At 68.9% G+C, this 15980-nt stretch carries 14 protein-coding genes; 1 reads left to right on the top strand and 13 read right to left on the bottom strand.

The window, feature by feature from the left end; genetic code table 11:
* The 12 genes from ACTHL9_RS04050 to ACTHL9_RS03995 form a co-directional block, all read right to left on the bottom strand.
* Window positions 1–344, bottom strand: a 344-nt coding sequence (locus ACTHL9_RS04050) for a fumarylacetoacetate hydrolase family protein (RefSeq protein ID WP_440517495.1), incomplete at its 3' end; no start/stop codon positions are given.
* On the bottom strand, window positions 341–1483 hold the full coding sequence (locus ACTHL9_RS04045; protein WP_440517494.1) for a cupin domain-containing protein: 1143 nt from the start codon (window positions 1481–1483) through the stop codon (window positions 341–343). The genes ACTHL9_RS04050 and ACTHL9_RS04045, both read right to left, overlap by 4 nt.
* 191 nt (window positions 1484–1674) lie before the next feature.
* A complete protein-coding gene (locus tag ACTHL9_RS04040; protein WP_440517493.1) occupies window positions 1675–2430 on the bottom strand; it encodes an SDR family NAD(P)-dependent oxidoreductase in 756 nt (251 codons plus the stop codon).
* A 35-nt stretch (window positions 2431–2465) separates the two neighbouring features.
* Window positions 2466–4112 (bottom strand): hypothetical protein, encoded by a 1647-nt coding sequence (locus ACTHL9_RS04035; RefSeq protein WP_440517492.1) that lies wholly within the window; start codon window positions 4110–4112, stop codon window positions 2466–2468.
* Window positions 4109–5872, bottom strand: coding sequence for a DUF5605 domain-containing protein (locus tag ACTHL9_RS04030; RefSeq protein WP_440517490.1), 1764 nt, complete (start codon window positions 5870–5872; stop codon window positions 4109–4111). The genes ACTHL9_RS04035 and ACTHL9_RS04030 overlap by 4 nt, the downstream gene beginning before the upstream one ends.
* Window positions 5869–6510 (bottom strand): TetR/AcrR family transcriptional regulator, encoded by a 642-nt coding sequence (locus ACTHL9_RS04025; protein WP_440517489.1) that lies wholly within the window; start codon window positions 6508–6510, stop codon window positions 5869–5871. Before ACTHL9_RS04025 ends, ACTHL9_RS04030 begins: the two co-directional genes overlap by 4 nt.
* The gene (locus ACTHL9_RS04020; RefSeq protein WP_440517487.1) at window positions 6510–8369 is read right to left on the bottom strand and encodes a glycoside hydrolase family 3 protein; all 1860 of its coding nucleotides are present in this window, start codon (window positions 8367–8369) and stop codon (window positions 6510–6512) included. Before ACTHL9_RS04020 ends, ACTHL9_RS04025 begins: the two co-directional genes overlap by 1 nt.
* On the bottom strand, window positions 8366–9208 hold the full coding sequence (locus ACTHL9_RS04015) for an ATP-binding cassette domain-containing protein (RefSeq protein ID WP_440517486.1): 843 nt from the start codon (window positions 9206–9208) through the stop codon (window positions 8366–8368). The genes ACTHL9_RS04020 and ACTHL9_RS04015 overlap by 4 nt, the downstream gene beginning before the upstream one ends.
* Before the next feature lie 2 nt (window positions 9209–9210).
* The gene (locus tag ACTHL9_RS04010; protein WP_440517485.1) at window positions 9211–11037 is read right to left on the bottom strand and encodes a dipeptide/oligopeptide/nickel ABC transporter permease/ATP-binding protein; all 1827 of its coding nucleotides are present in this window, start codon (window positions 11035–11037) and stop codon (window positions 9211–9213) included.
* Window positions 11034–11975, bottom strand: coding sequence for an ABC transporter permease (locus ACTHL9_RS04005; protein WP_440517484.1), 942 nt, complete (start codon window positions 11973–11975; stop codon window positions 11034–11036). Before ACTHL9_RS04005 ends, ACTHL9_RS04010 begins: the two co-directional genes overlap by 4 nt.
* Before the next feature lie 9 nt (window positions 11976–11984).
* Entirely contained in the window at window positions 11985–13532 is a 1548-nt protein-coding gene (locus ACTHL9_RS04000; RefSeq protein WP_440517483.1) for an ABC transporter substrate-binding protein, read from the bottom strand.
* Window positions 13533–13631: 99 nt separating this feature from the next.
* Complete coding sequence (locus ACTHL9_RS03995) at window positions 13632–15266, bottom strand: sulfatase family protein (protein WP_440517481.1); 1635 nt, start codon at window positions 15264–15266, stop codon at window positions 13632–13634.
* Window positions 15267–15339: 73 nt separating this feature from the next.
* Between ACTHL9_RS03995 and ACTHL9_RS03990 the strand changes: the two genes are divergently transcribed.
* Window positions 15340–15687: a YidH family protein gene (locus ACTHL9_RS03990; RefSeq protein ID WP_440517480.1), complete on the top strand. Its 348-nt coding sequence runs from the start codon at window positions 15340–15342 to the stop codon at window positions 15685–15687.
* On the opposite strand, the gene ACTHL9_RS03985 is transcribed toward ACTHL9_RS03990, so the two are convergent.
* Entirely contained in the window at window positions 15668–15907 is a 240-nt protein-coding gene (locus ACTHL9_RS03985; RefSeq protein ID WP_440517479.1) for a hypothetical protein, read from the bottom strand. The two genes, ACTHL9_RS03990 and ACTHL9_RS03985, sit on opposite strands and share 20 nt — an antisense overlap.
* Between the last annotated feature and the right edge of the window lie 73 nt (window positions 15908–15980).

The following is a 15980-nucleotide window of genomic DNA, read 5'->3' as shown; positions in this document are numbered from 1 at the left end:
TGGTCCGCGACCGGCAGCTCGATGTCGTCGAACGGGCCCGTGAGCGTGTCGGCGAACTTCGCGAACAGCGTCGGGTACTCCGGGAGTTCGCGGCCCATCTCCTTGATGTGGGAGGCGTAGTTCAGGCCGACGCAGAAGACTTTCGACGGCGAGGGCACCACCGGGGCGAGGTCCGCGTCGCGCACGGGGTGAGCGGCGCCGTCGGCCCTTTCAGCGATCTCCCGCCAGCCCTCGACGGCGAGCAGCACACCCAGGTCGGCGTACCCGGGGATCTCCACGAAGGTGTCGCCGGCCTGGCGGACAGCCACCGTCCCGTTCTGAGTGCGCAGGGTCGCGAGCTTCACTTCTTCTCCTTCAATGGGTTCTGGCCTTCAATGAACGTGCGGTTGAAATGCAGGCGCTCGAAGATCGGCCCGTCGCCGAACTTGAACAGGTCGAACTGCGTCTCGGCCTCGATGGACCACGCGGCCCACGACGGGACGACGATCATGTCCCCCTTCGCCACGGCAGTCTTCGCGCCGTTGAGGACAAACGCACCTTCGCCCTCGAACACCTGGTACACCGAGGAGCCGACCTCGCGGGTCGTGCGGGTCTGGACCCCGGCGCGGAGGCGGTGGAACTCGGCGCGGATGGTCGGCATGACGTCCCCGCCCGTGGTCGGGTTCACGTAGCGGATCGCCGCGTGGCCCTGGCCCACCGTCGCCGGGTGGCCCTCGTCCTCGAGCGCGAGCTGCTCGGTCAGAGCCCGGTCCGTGTGCTCCCACCGGTAGGCTCCGATCGGCGAGCTGACCGTGTTCTCGAGCCGCGAGAGCGGGCGCAGGCCCGGGTGGCCCCACAGCCGCTCCGAGCGGGAGATGTCGGGCGTTGCCTCGTCCGTGACGCGCTCGGTGCCGAACTCGAAGAAGCCCGCGTCCATGCCGTGCACGAACGGAATGTCCAGGCCGTCGATCCACGCCATGGGCTGATCGGTCTCGTTGTGGTGGCCGTGGAAGTTCCAGCCCGGGGTCAGTAGGAAATCGCCGCGGGACATCCGCACCGGGTCGCCGTTCACGACTGTCCACACTCCCTCGCCCTCGACCACGAAGCGGAAGGCGTTCTGCGAGTGGCGGTGCTCCGGGGCCACCTCGTGGCCGCCGAGGTACTGGATGGCGGCCCACAGCGTCGGGGTCGCGTACGGCAGGCCCTTCAGGCCCGGGTTCGCCAGCGCGATCGCCCGCCGCTCCCCGCCCCGGCCCACCGGCACCAGCTCGCCCGCCCGCTCCGCCAGCGGCAGGAGCGTCGACCAGCGCCACACATGCGGCACCGCCGCCGGAGCCGGGACCATCGGCATGAGCTCGTCCAGCTGCGTCCACAGCGGGATCATGTTCTCCTCCGCCATCTTCGCGTACATCGCCTCGAGCTCGGCCGCCTCCTCCCTCGTCGGTTCATTCGCGACCATCGCATTCTTGGCAGTTTCGTGAGTGACCTCACCTTCGATGCCCATCATCGCCTCCTTGAAAGTTGTTGCTCGTATATCGCACTCGGGTCTTCCGCGGGTCTACCTGCTACTCGCGACGCTGGCGGCCTCAAAACTGTTGACCGGATGCTGAATGGCATTCAGTTTTACTCCGCATTGGAGTCAGGTTTTCGTTGGAACTGAAAGTCGGCAACCTTGACCCTCTGCGCGGGATCCCGTCACAGCGCAGTGAGCCCGCCGTCGACCGTGAACAGGCCGCCAGTCGCGTACGCGGAATCGTCGCTCGCCAGGTAGACCATGATGCCCTCGACATCCTCGGCCCGTCCGGGGCGGCCGAGCATCGTGGCGTCGACGAGGCCCGCGCGCTGCTCTGGATCCTCGGCGATGGCCCGCACGAGCGGCGTCTCGGTGTAGCCCGGCACCACCGTGTTGACGCGGATCCCCTCGGCCGCATAGTCCGCGGCGACCACCCGCGCGAGCCCGTGGACACCCGCCTTCGAGCTCGAATACGCGCTGAACGTCTGCCCGCAGGCGACGACGGCGGTCGGGCTGCCAGTGCAGATGATCGAACCGCCGCGCCCCGCAAGAGCGCGCACCGCATGTTTGAGCGTGAGGAACGCGCCACGTTGGTTCACGCGCACGGTCCGCTCCCAGACTTCCAGTTCGAGGTCGCCCACTCGGGCATCCTGGCCGAAAAGCTGGATTCCTGCGTTGGCCACGACGACATCCAGCGGACCATCCTCAGCGATGCGGGCGAAGGCGACTTCGACGCTGGCTTCGTCGGCGACGTCCAGCTCGAGGGCTGCGGCGTGCTCAGAGCCGGTGGCGTCCGCGGCCTCCTTCGCGCCCGCGGCGTTGAGGTCGGCGAAGTACACCCGCGCCCCGTCGGAGACGAAGCGGGTGGCGACCGCGCGGCCGATGCCCGAGGCGGCACCGGTGACAAGGGCGGTCTTGCCGGCAAGGCGTGGGGACATGGAGACCTCTCCTGATGTGGGGTTGCGGGTGGATGTCACGCGAGGACGACGGCGGCCGTCCCCCAGGCGTCAAGGCTGAGGGTGGCCGGGTGGTCGCCGGGGCCGAGGAGGTCGACGGCGGTGGGCCACGGCCTGAGGTTCGCCACCCAGCACATGATGCCGTCGTCGATTCGGACTGGATATAGGGCCGTCGCGGCGCTGCCTCCGTTCGTGCGCAGGACCTCGCGGCCGCGGAGCGCTGCGAGCTGGCCGAGGAGCTGGCCCGCGGGGGTTTCAAGATCCTCGAGGGTGCCATAGCTGAGGGAGGCCACGCCCGGCATCGTGAGGGATGCAAGGCTGCCCCGCAGCCACGCCGCCGCGAACGGCTCCTTCTGCCGGACGTCCGGAGGAGGGGCCTCAAGGCTCGTGGGAGGCTCGGTCGAGACGGCGTTGAACCGGCGCGTGAGCGTGATCGGGCCGACGTGGAGGGCACGTCCCCCGCCGACGCGCAACGCGTCCCGTGCCGTGAGGGCTTGGATCGGGAGGGTTTCGACGATCGCCTCGGTCTCGACGGCGTGCATCTGCGGCGTGACGGAATAGACGACCGCTCTGGCGTCGTCGGGAACGCTGCCGCGATTTCTGTTGAGCTCCGTGAAGTACGCACGGGCGCCGGCCACGAGTGGCCCCGCGAAGCCCCGGGCCGCGGCCTCGGCAGCGAGTGCCTCCCAGAGCGCGGGTTCCGTCACGTGGGTCGCGCTGTCGAAGACTCCGAGGCGCGCGACCCGGTCCAGCGGCAGCTCGCCGACGATTTTGCGTGCCTCCTCGGGCGTGGATGCCACGACCCGGACGTCGAGCAGCGCGACCGTCGCCTCCGCGAGCGTGACGGCATCGGTCACCGAGATCGTCGCGGCACCCGCCGGGTCCGACCCGAGCGCGACTTCGACGAGGAGCGGGCCGAGGGATTCGGGGAGCCGGCCGTTGACGGCGGAGCTGGTGCCGGCCGACGTTGCCAGAACGGGCACCTCGCCCGCGACCTCGTCGACGATCCGCACGAGGGGGCGCGCCGTCAGGGTAACGCTCTGCCGCACCTCGTCCCCTGGCCTGTGCGCTACGGGGAACGGCTTGGACAGCGGAGTGCTGTACGTCTTGAACGAGGCGTCGGTCCAGTTGCGCTGATCCTCGGTCTCGAACACGTCGCCCTCGAAGTCGAGCCTGCAGCGATGTCCCGAACGCTCCCACGAGAACGACACAATGTCCATGAACGGCTGGTGGGGACTGATGCGCTCCGGGAACGAGGCCTCGGCCACCGTCCCGTCCGGCGACGTCACCTGTGCTGGCGTTCCCGCGTCGTCGGGATGGTGCAGCACGACGAGACCGATGCGGTTGCTCCGAAACTCCTCGGGTGCCCTTCCCACGAACTCGACCCGCACCTGCCCCGCGTCGAACGCCACGCGGAGGTCGCCGTCGTACGCCGCGCCGAAGCCGCCCCAGCGGACGGCGAGCCGCAGCTCGAGCGACTCCGGATTCTCGAGGACTTCCGCCGAGGTCACCTCGGGCGTGAGGGTGAGCCAATTGTGATTGCGGACGACGGCGCGAATCGCCCTCAGGAGGCGATGGTCGCCGTAGCGGAGGTCGGCCAGTTCGTCCCCGCGCAGCTCGGCGCGCCACGGGCCGAAGGAGAGGATCGTGGGTCGAGGAGTCACTGGAAGGTCAGCCTCACAGCCATGTACTGGCGCCCCGGCAGCTCGACCCGGAAGATCCCGCGCCGCACGCCGTCGAGCCGGTGGATCCTCATGTTCCAGGTGTCGATCACGTCGACGGTGCAGGACGCGCCGGGAGGGACGACCAAGGTGCGGTAGCGCGGCCGGTTGAAGCCGAAGTAGACGATCTCGCACCTGCCCGCGGAGCCGCCGCGCGGAGCGTCCCAGTCGCTTGCCAGGGGGTCGATGACGCCGTCGGGCATCTGGGCCATGATCTCGGCCAGGAAGGCAATGCGGTCTGGGCTGTCGCCGACGAGGCGACCGCCCTTGGACCACCAGAGTTCCTCGGCGTCATTGAGGTACGTCTCGCCGTGCCCTACATAGCCGCCGCGGACGGCGCCCTCCCAGAAGCGGCGCACCATCTCCTCGCCGGTGATGTTCCCCCACCCCTGGTCGATGTCGCCTTCGTAGGCGCATTCGTCGATGACCACGGGCTTGCTCCAGCGCTCGCGCCACTCGTCGGTGTTCTCCGCCGTGCGGTACACGTCGATGCGCTGGACGCTCGCGTGGGTGATCCACTCCCGCGAGTAGTCGTAGAAGCCGAAGCAGTTGTGGATCGAGGTCAAGTGATCCGTCGGATCGTTGTCCGTGACGATGCGGGCGAGGCGCTCCCAGTCGTCCTCGGTCTTGCTGCGCATCAGGTCGTACTCGTTCGCGAGTGACCACCAGACGTTGCTGAACGCCGAGAGGCGTCGGACCACGTAGCGGACAAACGCGTCATCAGCTTGGGCACCCATGTCCGCGAAGCCCCAGCGGTCGTACCCGTGGAAGAGGATGAGGTCCGCTTCGACGCCGAGCGCTGCGAGTTGGTCGATGCGCCGCTCGAGCTTTCGGAAGTAGTCGGGGTTGAACCGGGCGAAGTGCCAGCCGTCCGCGCCCCGCTCGTACGGGAACAGCTCCGGCTCGTTGGTGTTGAAGAGGTACGACTTCGGGAAGACGCACATCCGGAGCTTGTTAAAGGGGCTGCCCGCGAGAGTCTCGAGCGTCCGTTCCTGGAGCTCGTCCGGTTGATGCGTCCACGCGTACGCGGTAGTGCCGACCGGGAGGTAGCGGGTCCCGTCCTCGTAGGCGAAGTGGAAGGTGTCCGCCACCCGGACCGGGCCGTGGGCCTCGGGGGCGGCGGGGCCGCAGTGGAACGTGCCGTGGAGGCCGTCGAGGGACGCGGCGTTGGAGTGCGTGACGAAGGCCCACTCCCCCTCGAGGCGCGGCATGAAGCGCAGGCGGTAGGCGCCGTCGCCATCGTAGAAGCCGCCAACCCGCACCTCGGACTCGTCCCCCGCAAGCCCCTCCTCCAGCGAGAAGGTTGCGGTCAGCTCAACGTCGGTGAAGGGGTTGCCGTGCCGGGGACCGGCGATCTCGAGCTCGAAGCGGCCCCAGCGCGGAACCTCGGGCGCGTGCACGAACGGTGCGGGCGCGCCCAACGGCTCATAGTCGTCGGCGGGAGCGGGCCATTCCTCGTGCGAGCCATCGGCAGAAGGGTCCGGCTGGAGTGATTCGAGGCGCTCCCAGACCTCGGCCAAGCGGCCCGGGTCGTCGGCGAGGGCGGAATTCATCCCGATGATCTCCTCGACCGGCAGCGCGCCGAACTGGAGGAGCATGGGCGAGTTGGTGATGCCGGGCAGGCACGTCTGCAGGAGGGCGCGGCCGCCGCGGTGCGCCAGGACGGCGTCGAGCCTGCTGCGGCGGGAGAGGGACGCGGTCACTCGGCGGCGTCCTCGGTCTGCCGACCGGCGGTTTCCGTGCCCGCGGGGCGCGCGTACCGGCTCCAGAACGCGTCGAGGGTCCCGGCGAGGTCGACGTCCGAGTTGATGGCCCACTCGGCCTGGAGACCGTCGGAGAGCGCGAGGAGCATGCGGGCGATCACCGAGGCGTCGACCGTCGGATCGAAGGCGCCGGCCTTCTGGCGCTTCTCGATGTCCCGTGCGATCCTGCCGTGGACGACCAGGTCGCGTTCGCGGAAATAGTCGTGGCAGGGGTGCTCGGGATCGGTCGCCGCGGCCTGAAGGCTCACGTAAAGCTGGACGAGGCCGGGCACCTCGGGGTTGTGGTGCGCGAGCTGGATGATGAGCGGAAGTTCGGTGACGTCTGCCGGGCTGAAGTTCTGCCGGTCCACCTCGTCACGCTTGCGGAGCACCTCCGCGAGGAGGTTCTCCTTCGTGTCGAAGTGGTGGAGCAGCCCGGCCTGCGTCATCCCCACCTCCTCCGCGATGTCACGGAGGGAGGTGGCGTTATAGCCCTTGCGCGCGATGACCTCGAGCGCCGTCTGGAGGATGAGCTCCCGCGCTGCGCGGCCCTGGGCGTAGGGGCCGCGACGGCGCGGCGGAGCTGGACTCACACTCATCACAGGTCCAATCCGAAGCCGCACTCGTAGAACGCATCCTCCGTGTCGCCGGGCACGTCGGGGCGCGAGGCGACGACGGCGGCGACCGAGCGCGGCAGCTGGAACGGCAGCCGGCCCTCCGGAGGCACCACGCCGGTGAACGCCTGCAGGATGGCCGCGTCCGAGGCGCCATAGACCGCGGCGATGGCGGCGCAGTGCGGCTCGAGCGGCGTCAGGATGGCCGGGCGGTCCAGGTGCGGGACGAGGACGACGGGCGCGGACTCGGCGAGGCGGCGCACCTTGTCGATGGTCTCGCGATCGAACTCGAGGCTTCCAGCGTGGAAGCTCGCCTCGAGCATGTAGTCGTCCCGCGGCTCGTACGGAGCCGCGATGCGGACGATGGCGACGTCCGCGTCCTCGGGACGGTCCACGGGTTCGAGGCCGGCTTCGGCGACGGCGCTGGGATCCATCTGCCCAGAGTAGACCCGGGTTCCCGGGCGCAGCGGGAGCACAGAGGCGTCGCCCACGACGGCGTTCTTGAGCACGGTGACGGAGCGGGCTTGGGCACGCTCGCCCGCGGCGATGTATTCGGGCCGGCCGGTGCGTTCCACCGCGGCATCGACGTCAACGTAAGGGTTGTCGAAGAGGCCGAGGTCGAACTTGACCGTGAGCAGGCGCCGGACCGAGGCGTCGATGCGCTCCTCGGGCACGAGGCCCTTGCGGACCAGCTCGACGATCACCTCGGGGCATTCCTCGCCGCCGAACTGGTCACAGCCGGCCTCGATGACCTTCAGCACGCGCTCCTCAACCGTGAGGTGCTCCACGCCCCAGGCCCGCGGGGGGAGCTGCTTGCCGTTCAGGCGGGATTCCGTGATGAGGCTCCAGTCTGTGCAGACCACGCCGTCGAAGCCGAGCTTCTCACGCAGGAGGCCGGTGATGATCTGGCGGTTGAACCCGAAGCCGACCTCCTCGATCGGCTCCCCGTCGAGCACGAGCCCGATGGGCATGCCGTAGTAAGGCATGATGCACGAGACTCCGCGCTCGATCACGCGCTTGAACGGCTCGAGGTGGTAGTCGAACATCCCGCCCGGGTAGACCTGCTCGCGCCCGTACGGGAAGTGCGGATCCTCGCCGTCAAGCTGGGGGCCGCCGCCCGGGAAGTGCTTGGCCATGCACTCGACGCTCTCCGACCCGAGCTGCTCGCCCTCGAAGCCGTCCAGGTACGCCGTGGCGAGGCGGGCCACGAGGTCCTTGTCCTGCCCGAAGGTGCTGTACTGGCGGGCCCAGCGGGGCTCAGTGGCCAGGTCGATGGTCGGGTGCATCGCGCCGCGGATGCCGATCGCGGTGTACTCGGCGCGCGCGATCGAGGCGAACTCGCGCACGAGCTCCTCGTCGCGAATCGCGGCGAGGCCGAGGGGCTCGGGCCAGGCCGAGAAGTATTCGGCCGTGAATGAGGCGCCCCAGTTCTCCACGAACGAGTGGCGGGGGTCGGTGAACAGGGTCACCGGGATGCCGTGCGGGCTCGACTCGATCGCGAGGCGCTGCAGCTCGTTCACCCATTGGGCGGCGAGGGACGGTCCGGGCAGGTAGTGGAAGTTCAGGTGGTTGACGAACTTCTTCCCCACGGCCTCGCTGACTCCTGCGCGCCCTTCTCTGTGAACCTCCTCCCCGAGCCTGCCGCTCTCGGGCACGCTCACGATGGAGATGAACATGAGCCCGGCCTTCTCCTCGAGGGAGAGCCGGCCGACGAGGTCCTCGACGCGCTCCGACACGGGCAGGCGCGGATCCTCATACGGCTCCATGGTGCCGTTGCCGTTGAGGTCGCGGAACCGGACGCCGTCGGACGTCTCGAGGAACTCGGGGGCGACGTCCGTGCTCATGCTGCCTGCTCCTTCGCGACGAGCTGGCGGCGGGCTTCCCTGCGCTCGCGCTGGAGCTTGGGGTCGGGCACGGGTGCGGACATGAAGAGCCTTTGGGTGTAGGGGTGGCGTGGTTCGGAGGTGACCTGGGCCGCTCGGCCGTGCTCGACGATCTTGCCCTTGAACAGGACGATCACGTTGTGGCTGATGTGGCGGATCACGCTCAGGTCGTGGGAGACGAAGAGGTAGCTGACGCCGGTGGCCTCCTGGATCTCCACGAGCAGGTCTAGGACGCGGGCCTGGGTCGTGAGGTCCAAGGCCGAGACGGGCTCGTCGCAGACGATGAGCCGGGGTTCGATGGCGATGGCGCGGGCGATCGCGATGCGCTGGCGCTGGCCCCCGGAGAACTCCCGGGGCAGCCGGCTGCCGGCGTCGGAGGGCAGGTGAACGCGTTCGAGGAGGCCGCGGACGCGGGCGAGGGCGTCCTTGCGGTCCCAGCCCTGCACGCCGAGCGGCTCGGCGAGGATGTCCTCGACGGTCATGGAGGGGTTGAGCGAGGTGTACGGGTCCTGGAAGACGACCTGGATGTCTTTGCTCAGCGCCTGCCGCTGGCCGCGTCCCGCATGGGTGATGTCGGCACCGTCGAACGTGATCTTGCCGCCGGTGGGCTTGACCAGCCCGAGGATCGCGCGGCCGATCGTGGTCTTGCCGGAGCCGGACTCGCCCACGAGGCCGAGGGTCTCGCCGGGGCGGATGGCGAACGAGATGTCCTCGAGGGCGCGGAATCCTGGGCGGCGTCCGCGGCCGGGGTACTCCACGGCGAGGTGGTCCACCTCGAGGAGGGGTTGTGCCTGCGGCATGGTCACTCCTTGGCTTCTGCCGGGACGGGCAGCTCGGCTGGCGAGGAATTCTCGGTGACGTCGTCCTCGAACGGGTAGGGGCGGACCGGACCGTCCTCGAGCATCGAGTCGAGCAGGCGACGGGTGTAGTCCACGGAGGGCTGGGAGAGGATGCGTTCCACGTCGTCAATCTCCACGATCCGCCCGGCCTGCATGACCGCTACCCGATCGCAGACGTCCGCCACGACTCCGAAGTTGTGGGTCACCATGATCACGGCCATCCCGGTCTCTCGCTGTAGGTCGCGGAGCAGGTCGAGGACCTCGGCCTGGACGGTGACGTCGAGCGCGGTCGTGGGCTCGTCCGCGATGAGGAGGCGCGGGCTGCAGGACACGGCGCCCGCGATGAGCACACGTTGGGCCATGCCGCCGGAGATCTCGTGCGGGTAGGACTTGAAGACCTTCTCGGGGTCTGCGATGCCCACCCGTGCGAGCAGGGCGAGGGCGCGCTGGGTCGCCTCCTCCTTCGAGAGCCCGAGCCGCTTCCGCAGCGGAACGGTGAGCTGGTAGCCGATCCGGAAGGTCGGGTCCAGGTTGCTCATCGGCTCCTGAGGGATGTACGCGATCTCGGTCCCGCGCAGGGCGCGCCGTTGCGGGTCGACCAGGGAGGTGAGCTCCTTGCCGTCGAACAGGATCGAGCCCGCCGAGACGCGGCCGCCCTCGGGGAGCAGGCCCAGGATCGAGAAGGCCGTCTGGGTCTTGCCCGAGCCGGACTCGCCGACGAGCCCGAGGACCTCGCCCTGCTCGACGTGGAACGTCACGCCGTGGACGACTTCCTTCTCCAGAGGCCCGTAGCCGTAGGCGACCTTGAGGCCGGCAACGCTCAGCAGCGCCGTGTTCGCACCAGGGGCGGGTCCCGCCGTCATCGTGCTTTCCGGCGAAGCGGCAGGTGCCGTGCGGGCGCGGCGGGGGGCGCGGCCGTGGGTGCCGCGCTCCTCGAGTGCGTCGCGGAGGGCGTTCGCGAACAGGACGAGCGCCATGCACACCAGGCCGATCGCGAGGCTCGGCCATAGGATGAGGACCGGATTGAGGACGATCTTGCGGAAGCCGTCGTTGAGCATGCTGCCCCACGAGGCCACGCTGCTGTCGCTCACACCCAGGAATTCCAGGCCCGCCTGAATCGCGATCGCGATGCTCAGCAGCCTGGCGATCTGGATGATGACGGGGGCCCGGACTACGGTCAGGATGTGGCGGCCGATGATGCGGAAGTCGCTCAGCCCGGAGACGCGGGCGGCGTCGACGTAGAGCTCGTTGCGCACCGCCTGCACGGCCCCGCGCACCACGCGGAAGAAGCCGGGGAAGAGCAGCACGCCGAACACCGCCATGGCGACCCACACTGAGGGGCCCACGACCGCGCGCACCGCCAGGAGCACCACGATCCCCGGCAGCGCCATCGTGAAGTTGTTGAACCACGAGGAGACGCTGTCGAACCAGCCGCCGTAGTAGCCCGCGATGAGGCCGGCGACGACGCCGATCACGAGCGCGATGGCGACGGCGAGCGCGGCGCCGAGCAGGTTGATCCGGCTGCCCCAGAGCAGGCGGCTCAGGATGTCGCGGCCGGAGCTGTCCGCTCCGAGGAGGTGCTGCACGCTCGATGGCTTGAGGGCCTCGCGGAGGTTCACGGCGTTCGGATCGGGCAGGCCCAGGAGCGGCACAAGGATCGCGGCGAGGATGACGAGCGCCAGGATGATCGCCGAGGCGAGCCCGAGGGGGTTGCGGAGGAATCGCCCGACCACTCCGGAGCGCGGGGCGACCGGTTCGACGTCGGTGGGGACTTCGGTTGCGAGGGTCATGAGAGGCGCACCTTGGGGTTCAGCCAGGCGACGACGATGTCGACGACCAGGTTGACGATGACGATGATGAGGACGACGGCGAGGATCACCCCGAGGATGAGCGGCAGGTCCGTGCGGCTCGTCGACTCGACGGCGAGCGAGCCCAGACCGGGCAGCGCGAAGACGGACTCGATGACGACGGCGCCACCCAGGATGCCGACGACGTGCACGGCGAGGGTGGTCAGGCCGTTGACGGAGGCGTTGCGCAGCACCGTAGTGAGGATGATGCGCCGTTCGGAGAGGCCGCGGCTGCGGACCGTGCGTACGTAATCGTGCCGGAGGACCTCCAGCGCGGAGCTGCGGACCTGCTGGGCGACTCCCGCGACGCCGCCGATGGTCAGCGCGATCACCGGCAGCGTCAGGGTCCGAGCCCAGTCCAGCGGCGACTTCGTGAGCGCCACGTACCCGGTCGCGGGGAAGAGCTTGAGTTGGATCGCGAACAGCGTCACGAGGAACAGCGCCACGATGAATGCAGGTAGGGCGTCGCCGAGCGTGGCGAGGACCTGCAGGGTGCGGTCGATCCAGCCCTTCTTCACCGCCGCGAGCAGGCCGACCGCGAACGCGAGGACACCGGTGAGCAGCGTGACGACCACGACCAGGCTGATGGTCACCGGGAGGCGCACCTCGAGGATCTTCAGCACCGGCTGGCTCGCGAAGTACGAGGACCCGAAGTCCCCCGTGAGAGCCCTGCCCAGCCACGCGAGGTACTGGAGGATGAGCGGCTGGTCCAGTCCGAGCTCGTGGTTCTTGAGCGCGACCTGGGCCTCCGTTGCGTTCTCGCCCAAAATGTTGCGGGCAATGTCCCCTGCCGCGGGGTAGAGCATGAGATAGGCGATGAACGACGCCGCGAAGAGCAGCACCACCGCCGAAGCGAGGCGCCGCAGCAGGAAGACAGCCACGAAAGACTCCTACTGGCCAGTGGGCTTGTAGTTGTAGATGGACGGGACGGCCTGCTCGGCCTGCGTCTGCACGTCGACCGACTTGTTCCAGTAGAAGCTGGCCTGCGGGCGGTACAGCGGGCTGAACCAGTAGTTGTCCACGACGTACTTGTTGATCTGCTTGTCCGCGTCGGCCCGGGTCTTGTCGTCCCCACCCTGCGCCTTCGCGATGAGGGCGTCGAGTTCGGGACGCTGGGTCTTGAACGGGTTCCACGGCGCGTTCGGTGCCAGCTCGAAGGCGATGTGGCGCCAGTCGTTGCTCTGGCTCAGGGACATGTAGGAGATGGCGACGTCGCCGCGCTGCATCGCGGGGATCGGCTGGCCCGGGCCCCACTGGAGGCGCGTGACCTTGACGCCGATGTCCTTCCAGTTCTGCTCGATGGCGTCGTAGACGGCGGGATCGAAGACCTGGGTGACCGGGAGGGTTACGGCGAGGTTCTCCGCGCCGGCGTCCTTGAGGAGCTGCTTCGCCTTGTCCGGGTTGTACTGGTAGACGTTCTCGAGGGACGCGTCGTAGCCGTTGGTCCCGGGACGGAAGGTCTGGCTCGTGAGCGTGCCCTTGCCGAGGTAGACGTTCTGGAGGATCGTCTGCCGGTCGATCGCGAACGTGAGCGCCTGCCGGACGCGGACGTCCGCGAGCTGGGGCATCTTCTTGCCATCACGGTCGAAGAAGAAGATGCCTTCCCAGTTGATCTCGAAGGGCTTGTGCTGCAGGCCGGCCGCGTCGGCATCGTTGGCGCTGGCGGGGCGGTTGAGGACGCCAGCGTCGATCTGGCCGGACTTGAGGGCATTGAGTCGCGCGGTCTCGTCCGTGAGGATCTGGAACTCGATCTTGTCGAACGGGAGCTTGTCGCCCCAGTAGTTCGGGTTCCGGACGAAGGTGATCTTGGAGCCCGCGACCGTGTTGGCCGCGTCCAGTGTGTACGGGCCGGAGCCAACGGGCTGCGTCTTGATGCCCGGCGTGTTGATCGCCTTCGGGCTGCCCATGTAGCCGACCGCGTTCGTCAGCGAGTACGGCAGCGCCGGATCGGGGGCGGAGAGCCGCAGGATCGCGGTGGTCGCGTCCGGGGTCTCGACGGTCTGGATCCCCTTGCCCAGGCTCGCGAGTGGGCCGTTTGCGGCCTTGAAGTGCTCGAGATTCGCCTTGACCGCGGCCGAGTCGAAAGGCGTTCCGTCCGTGAAGGTGACCCCCGAGCGGAGCTTGAGCGTGTACGTCTTGTTGCCGTCGCTCGCCTCCCACGAGGTTGCCAGCATCGGGGCAAGGCTGCCGTCTGGCTGGCGCTTAATGAGCGTGTCGTACACGGCCTGGTAGACCGGGGCGAGGTGGCCCTCGTTGGCCTGGGCCGGGTCGTAGCTCGTGGGCTCCTGGAGCGAACCGATCCGCAGCAGCGGTGCGGTCGAAGGACCGGCCGCCCCGGACGAGGACGTCTGGGGGGTGCTGCTGCAGGCGGAAAGGGCCCAAACAGAGAGCGCGGCCGGCACGGAAGCTGCCAGAAGCTGGCGTCTGGTGAGGTTCATGTTCTTCCTAGAACTCCGTCGTGGTAGGACCGGCACCGCGGACAGGCTGTGCCATGGCTCACATCCTAAACAGCGTTCAGTGTTTAAAGCAATACGCCGTTAAGTATTCAAGGTCCTCTCCGGGCTCGGGGCATAGCCGAGGCGCCAGGCACGGAAGTACAGGGTGGTGTCCTTGGGCGCTTCGAAGGGCTTGGCGTACAGCTTCCAGCCGCGGTCGTCCTGCACCGGATCCCCGGTGACCACCGCCAGCGGCGAAGGCTCGGCGATGGGGCGCGGCGGCGTCGTCGTCCATCCCACGGACGCGCCTTCTGTGGCACACCGCGCCTCGACCCAGCCCTCGCGAACGCTGACGATGGGCTCCTCCGTTACCAGCCACTCCCCTCCCGGCCGCCAGGCCTCGGCGAGCTCGTCCTCGGGTACCATCCCGAGGTCCGAGTACTGCGCTTGCCACTCCGCCAAGACTGCGCGAAGCCGCGCCAGATCCGCCGCGTAGGCAGGATCTTCGGCGAGGTTCTGGGTCTCGTGGGGGTCCGAGAGGATGTCGTAGAGCTCTTCCTCGGGCTTGCTCGGCGCGACGAACCGGCGCTGGAGCGGCGTCAGCCGATCGGGCCTCTCGCCGCGGCCGCGCTGGTCGGCCTCCTCCGACGCCAGCCGCCGGAACTCCTTCCAAGTGGGGAACTTGTCCGCGTACTCCTGGTGCTGCATCAGGGTGCGGTCGGGGTGGAAGTGGCGGATGTAGCGGAAGCGGCTGTCGCGGACCGTGCGGCTCGTGTCCTCCGCCGCGTCCATGCGGTCGCGTGCGCCGACGACGACGTCGCGCGGTTCCGCGGGCACCCCGCCATCAGTGCCCCAGAGGGGACGGCCGTGCAGGTGGCCGGGGATCGGGAGGCCGGCTGCCGCGAGCATCGTCGGCGCGAGATCCATGAGGTAGACGAGGTCATCACGTGTGCTGCCGGGTTCGATCACGCCGGGCCACCGCACAATGAGCGGTTCGCGGAGCCCCGATTCGTAGGCGAAGCGCTTGGCGCGCGGCATCCCTACGCCGTGATCGCTCCAGAAGACCACGATCGTCGAATCGGCCAAGCCGTCCTCCTCGAGCTGCGCGAGGATTTCTCCGACCCAGTGATCCACCTCCGTGATGGCATCCGCGTACCGGGCCCACGCCTTCCGGAACGCCGGGGTGTCCGGGTAGTACGGCGGGAGCGGGGCGCCCGCGGGGTCGTGGCGCTCCTCGGGGCGGACCCTCGCCGTGGCGGCGGCGAACGCCTCGTCGTCGAGGTACAGGCGCGACTCGTGGGTGGCCATGCCATGGAAGGCCGCGAAAAAGGGGGTGTCCGCGTTCGTACGGTTGCGCCAGTGCGCGGTGGGGCTGCACTCGTCGAACGTGGTCCCCGGCGTGAAGACCTGGAAGTCCGTGAAGAAGTTGTTCGTGCAGTAGTAGCCCGCTTCGCGGAAGTACTCCGGGAGCAGCCGGACCTCGGGCGGGGGGACGGCCTTGGACCGCATGTGCATCGTGCCGATGGCAGTCGGGAAGCAGCCCGTCACAATCGCCGAGCGGGACGGCGCACAGACCGGGGCCACGGCGAAGGCGTTGTCGAACCTCACCCCTTCGGCGGCGAGGGCGTCCAGATTCGGCGTCGTGGCGTATTCGGCCCCCGGCCAGACGCCGGCGTAGCAGCCCAGATGGGGGTTGATGTCGTGGGTGGAGATCCACAGGACGTTGAGCGGCTTCATCGCCCCTCCTCAGGCTCGGCTCCTTGCGGCAGCGAAAAGTGAATGATACTTAGTATTCAATAGGATCGGCTGCGTGGTGTCGAGACCTGTAAATGGGCGGGACTTTGGGAGCGGGCGGGGACGGGCCAAAAGACGGTCATCGGCCTGGATCCGCACCGCCATGGCCATCCTCGCCGGCGCCATCGCCGTCGACCAGCTCACCCCCCAGATCGCCCCGACCCCCGTCCGGATCGCCCTCTGCCTCGTCCTGGCCGTGATCGGGGCCCTGCTGGCGATCGAGGCCTACCGCCGCTGGTCGCTCCAGGAACGCGCCATGCGCAACCAGCAAGAGCTCCCCCACGCCTGGCTGCTCGTGGCGATGACCGTCGTCGTCTCCGCCGCCGGCGCCGTCGTCGCCGCCCTCATCCTCCTCGTGCGGTGACCCCACCCCCGAGGACCCCGCGCCCCGCGACCCGGACCTGCAGCCCGAGCGCTCCTCCCTCGGCCTCGGCATCGCTGCAGCGGTCGCCGCCGCAGCAACAGTCGTCCTCAGCGGCTGCATCCTCTACCGCGGCGCCGGCCCTGCGCACCGCAGTCGCACCGCCCACCATCCTCCTGCGCATCACGACGACGGCGATCCTCGCCCTCGGAGCCGCAACCATCTCCACAATCCTGCTAGGCGGGTAACCTCGGTCGGCGCGAATAGCGATTCCTAAGAACGCGTCGCGTGCTGCC

This window comes from Sinomonas sp. (assembly GCF_051955515.1).
In the GTDB taxonomy this organism is placed as follows: Bacteria; Actinomycetota; Actinomycetes; order Actinomycetales; family Micrococcaceae; genus Sinomonas.
The sequence above is the reverse complement of the archived record's forward strand: the minus strand, read 5'-3'. Positions and strand labels throughout refer to the sequence as shown.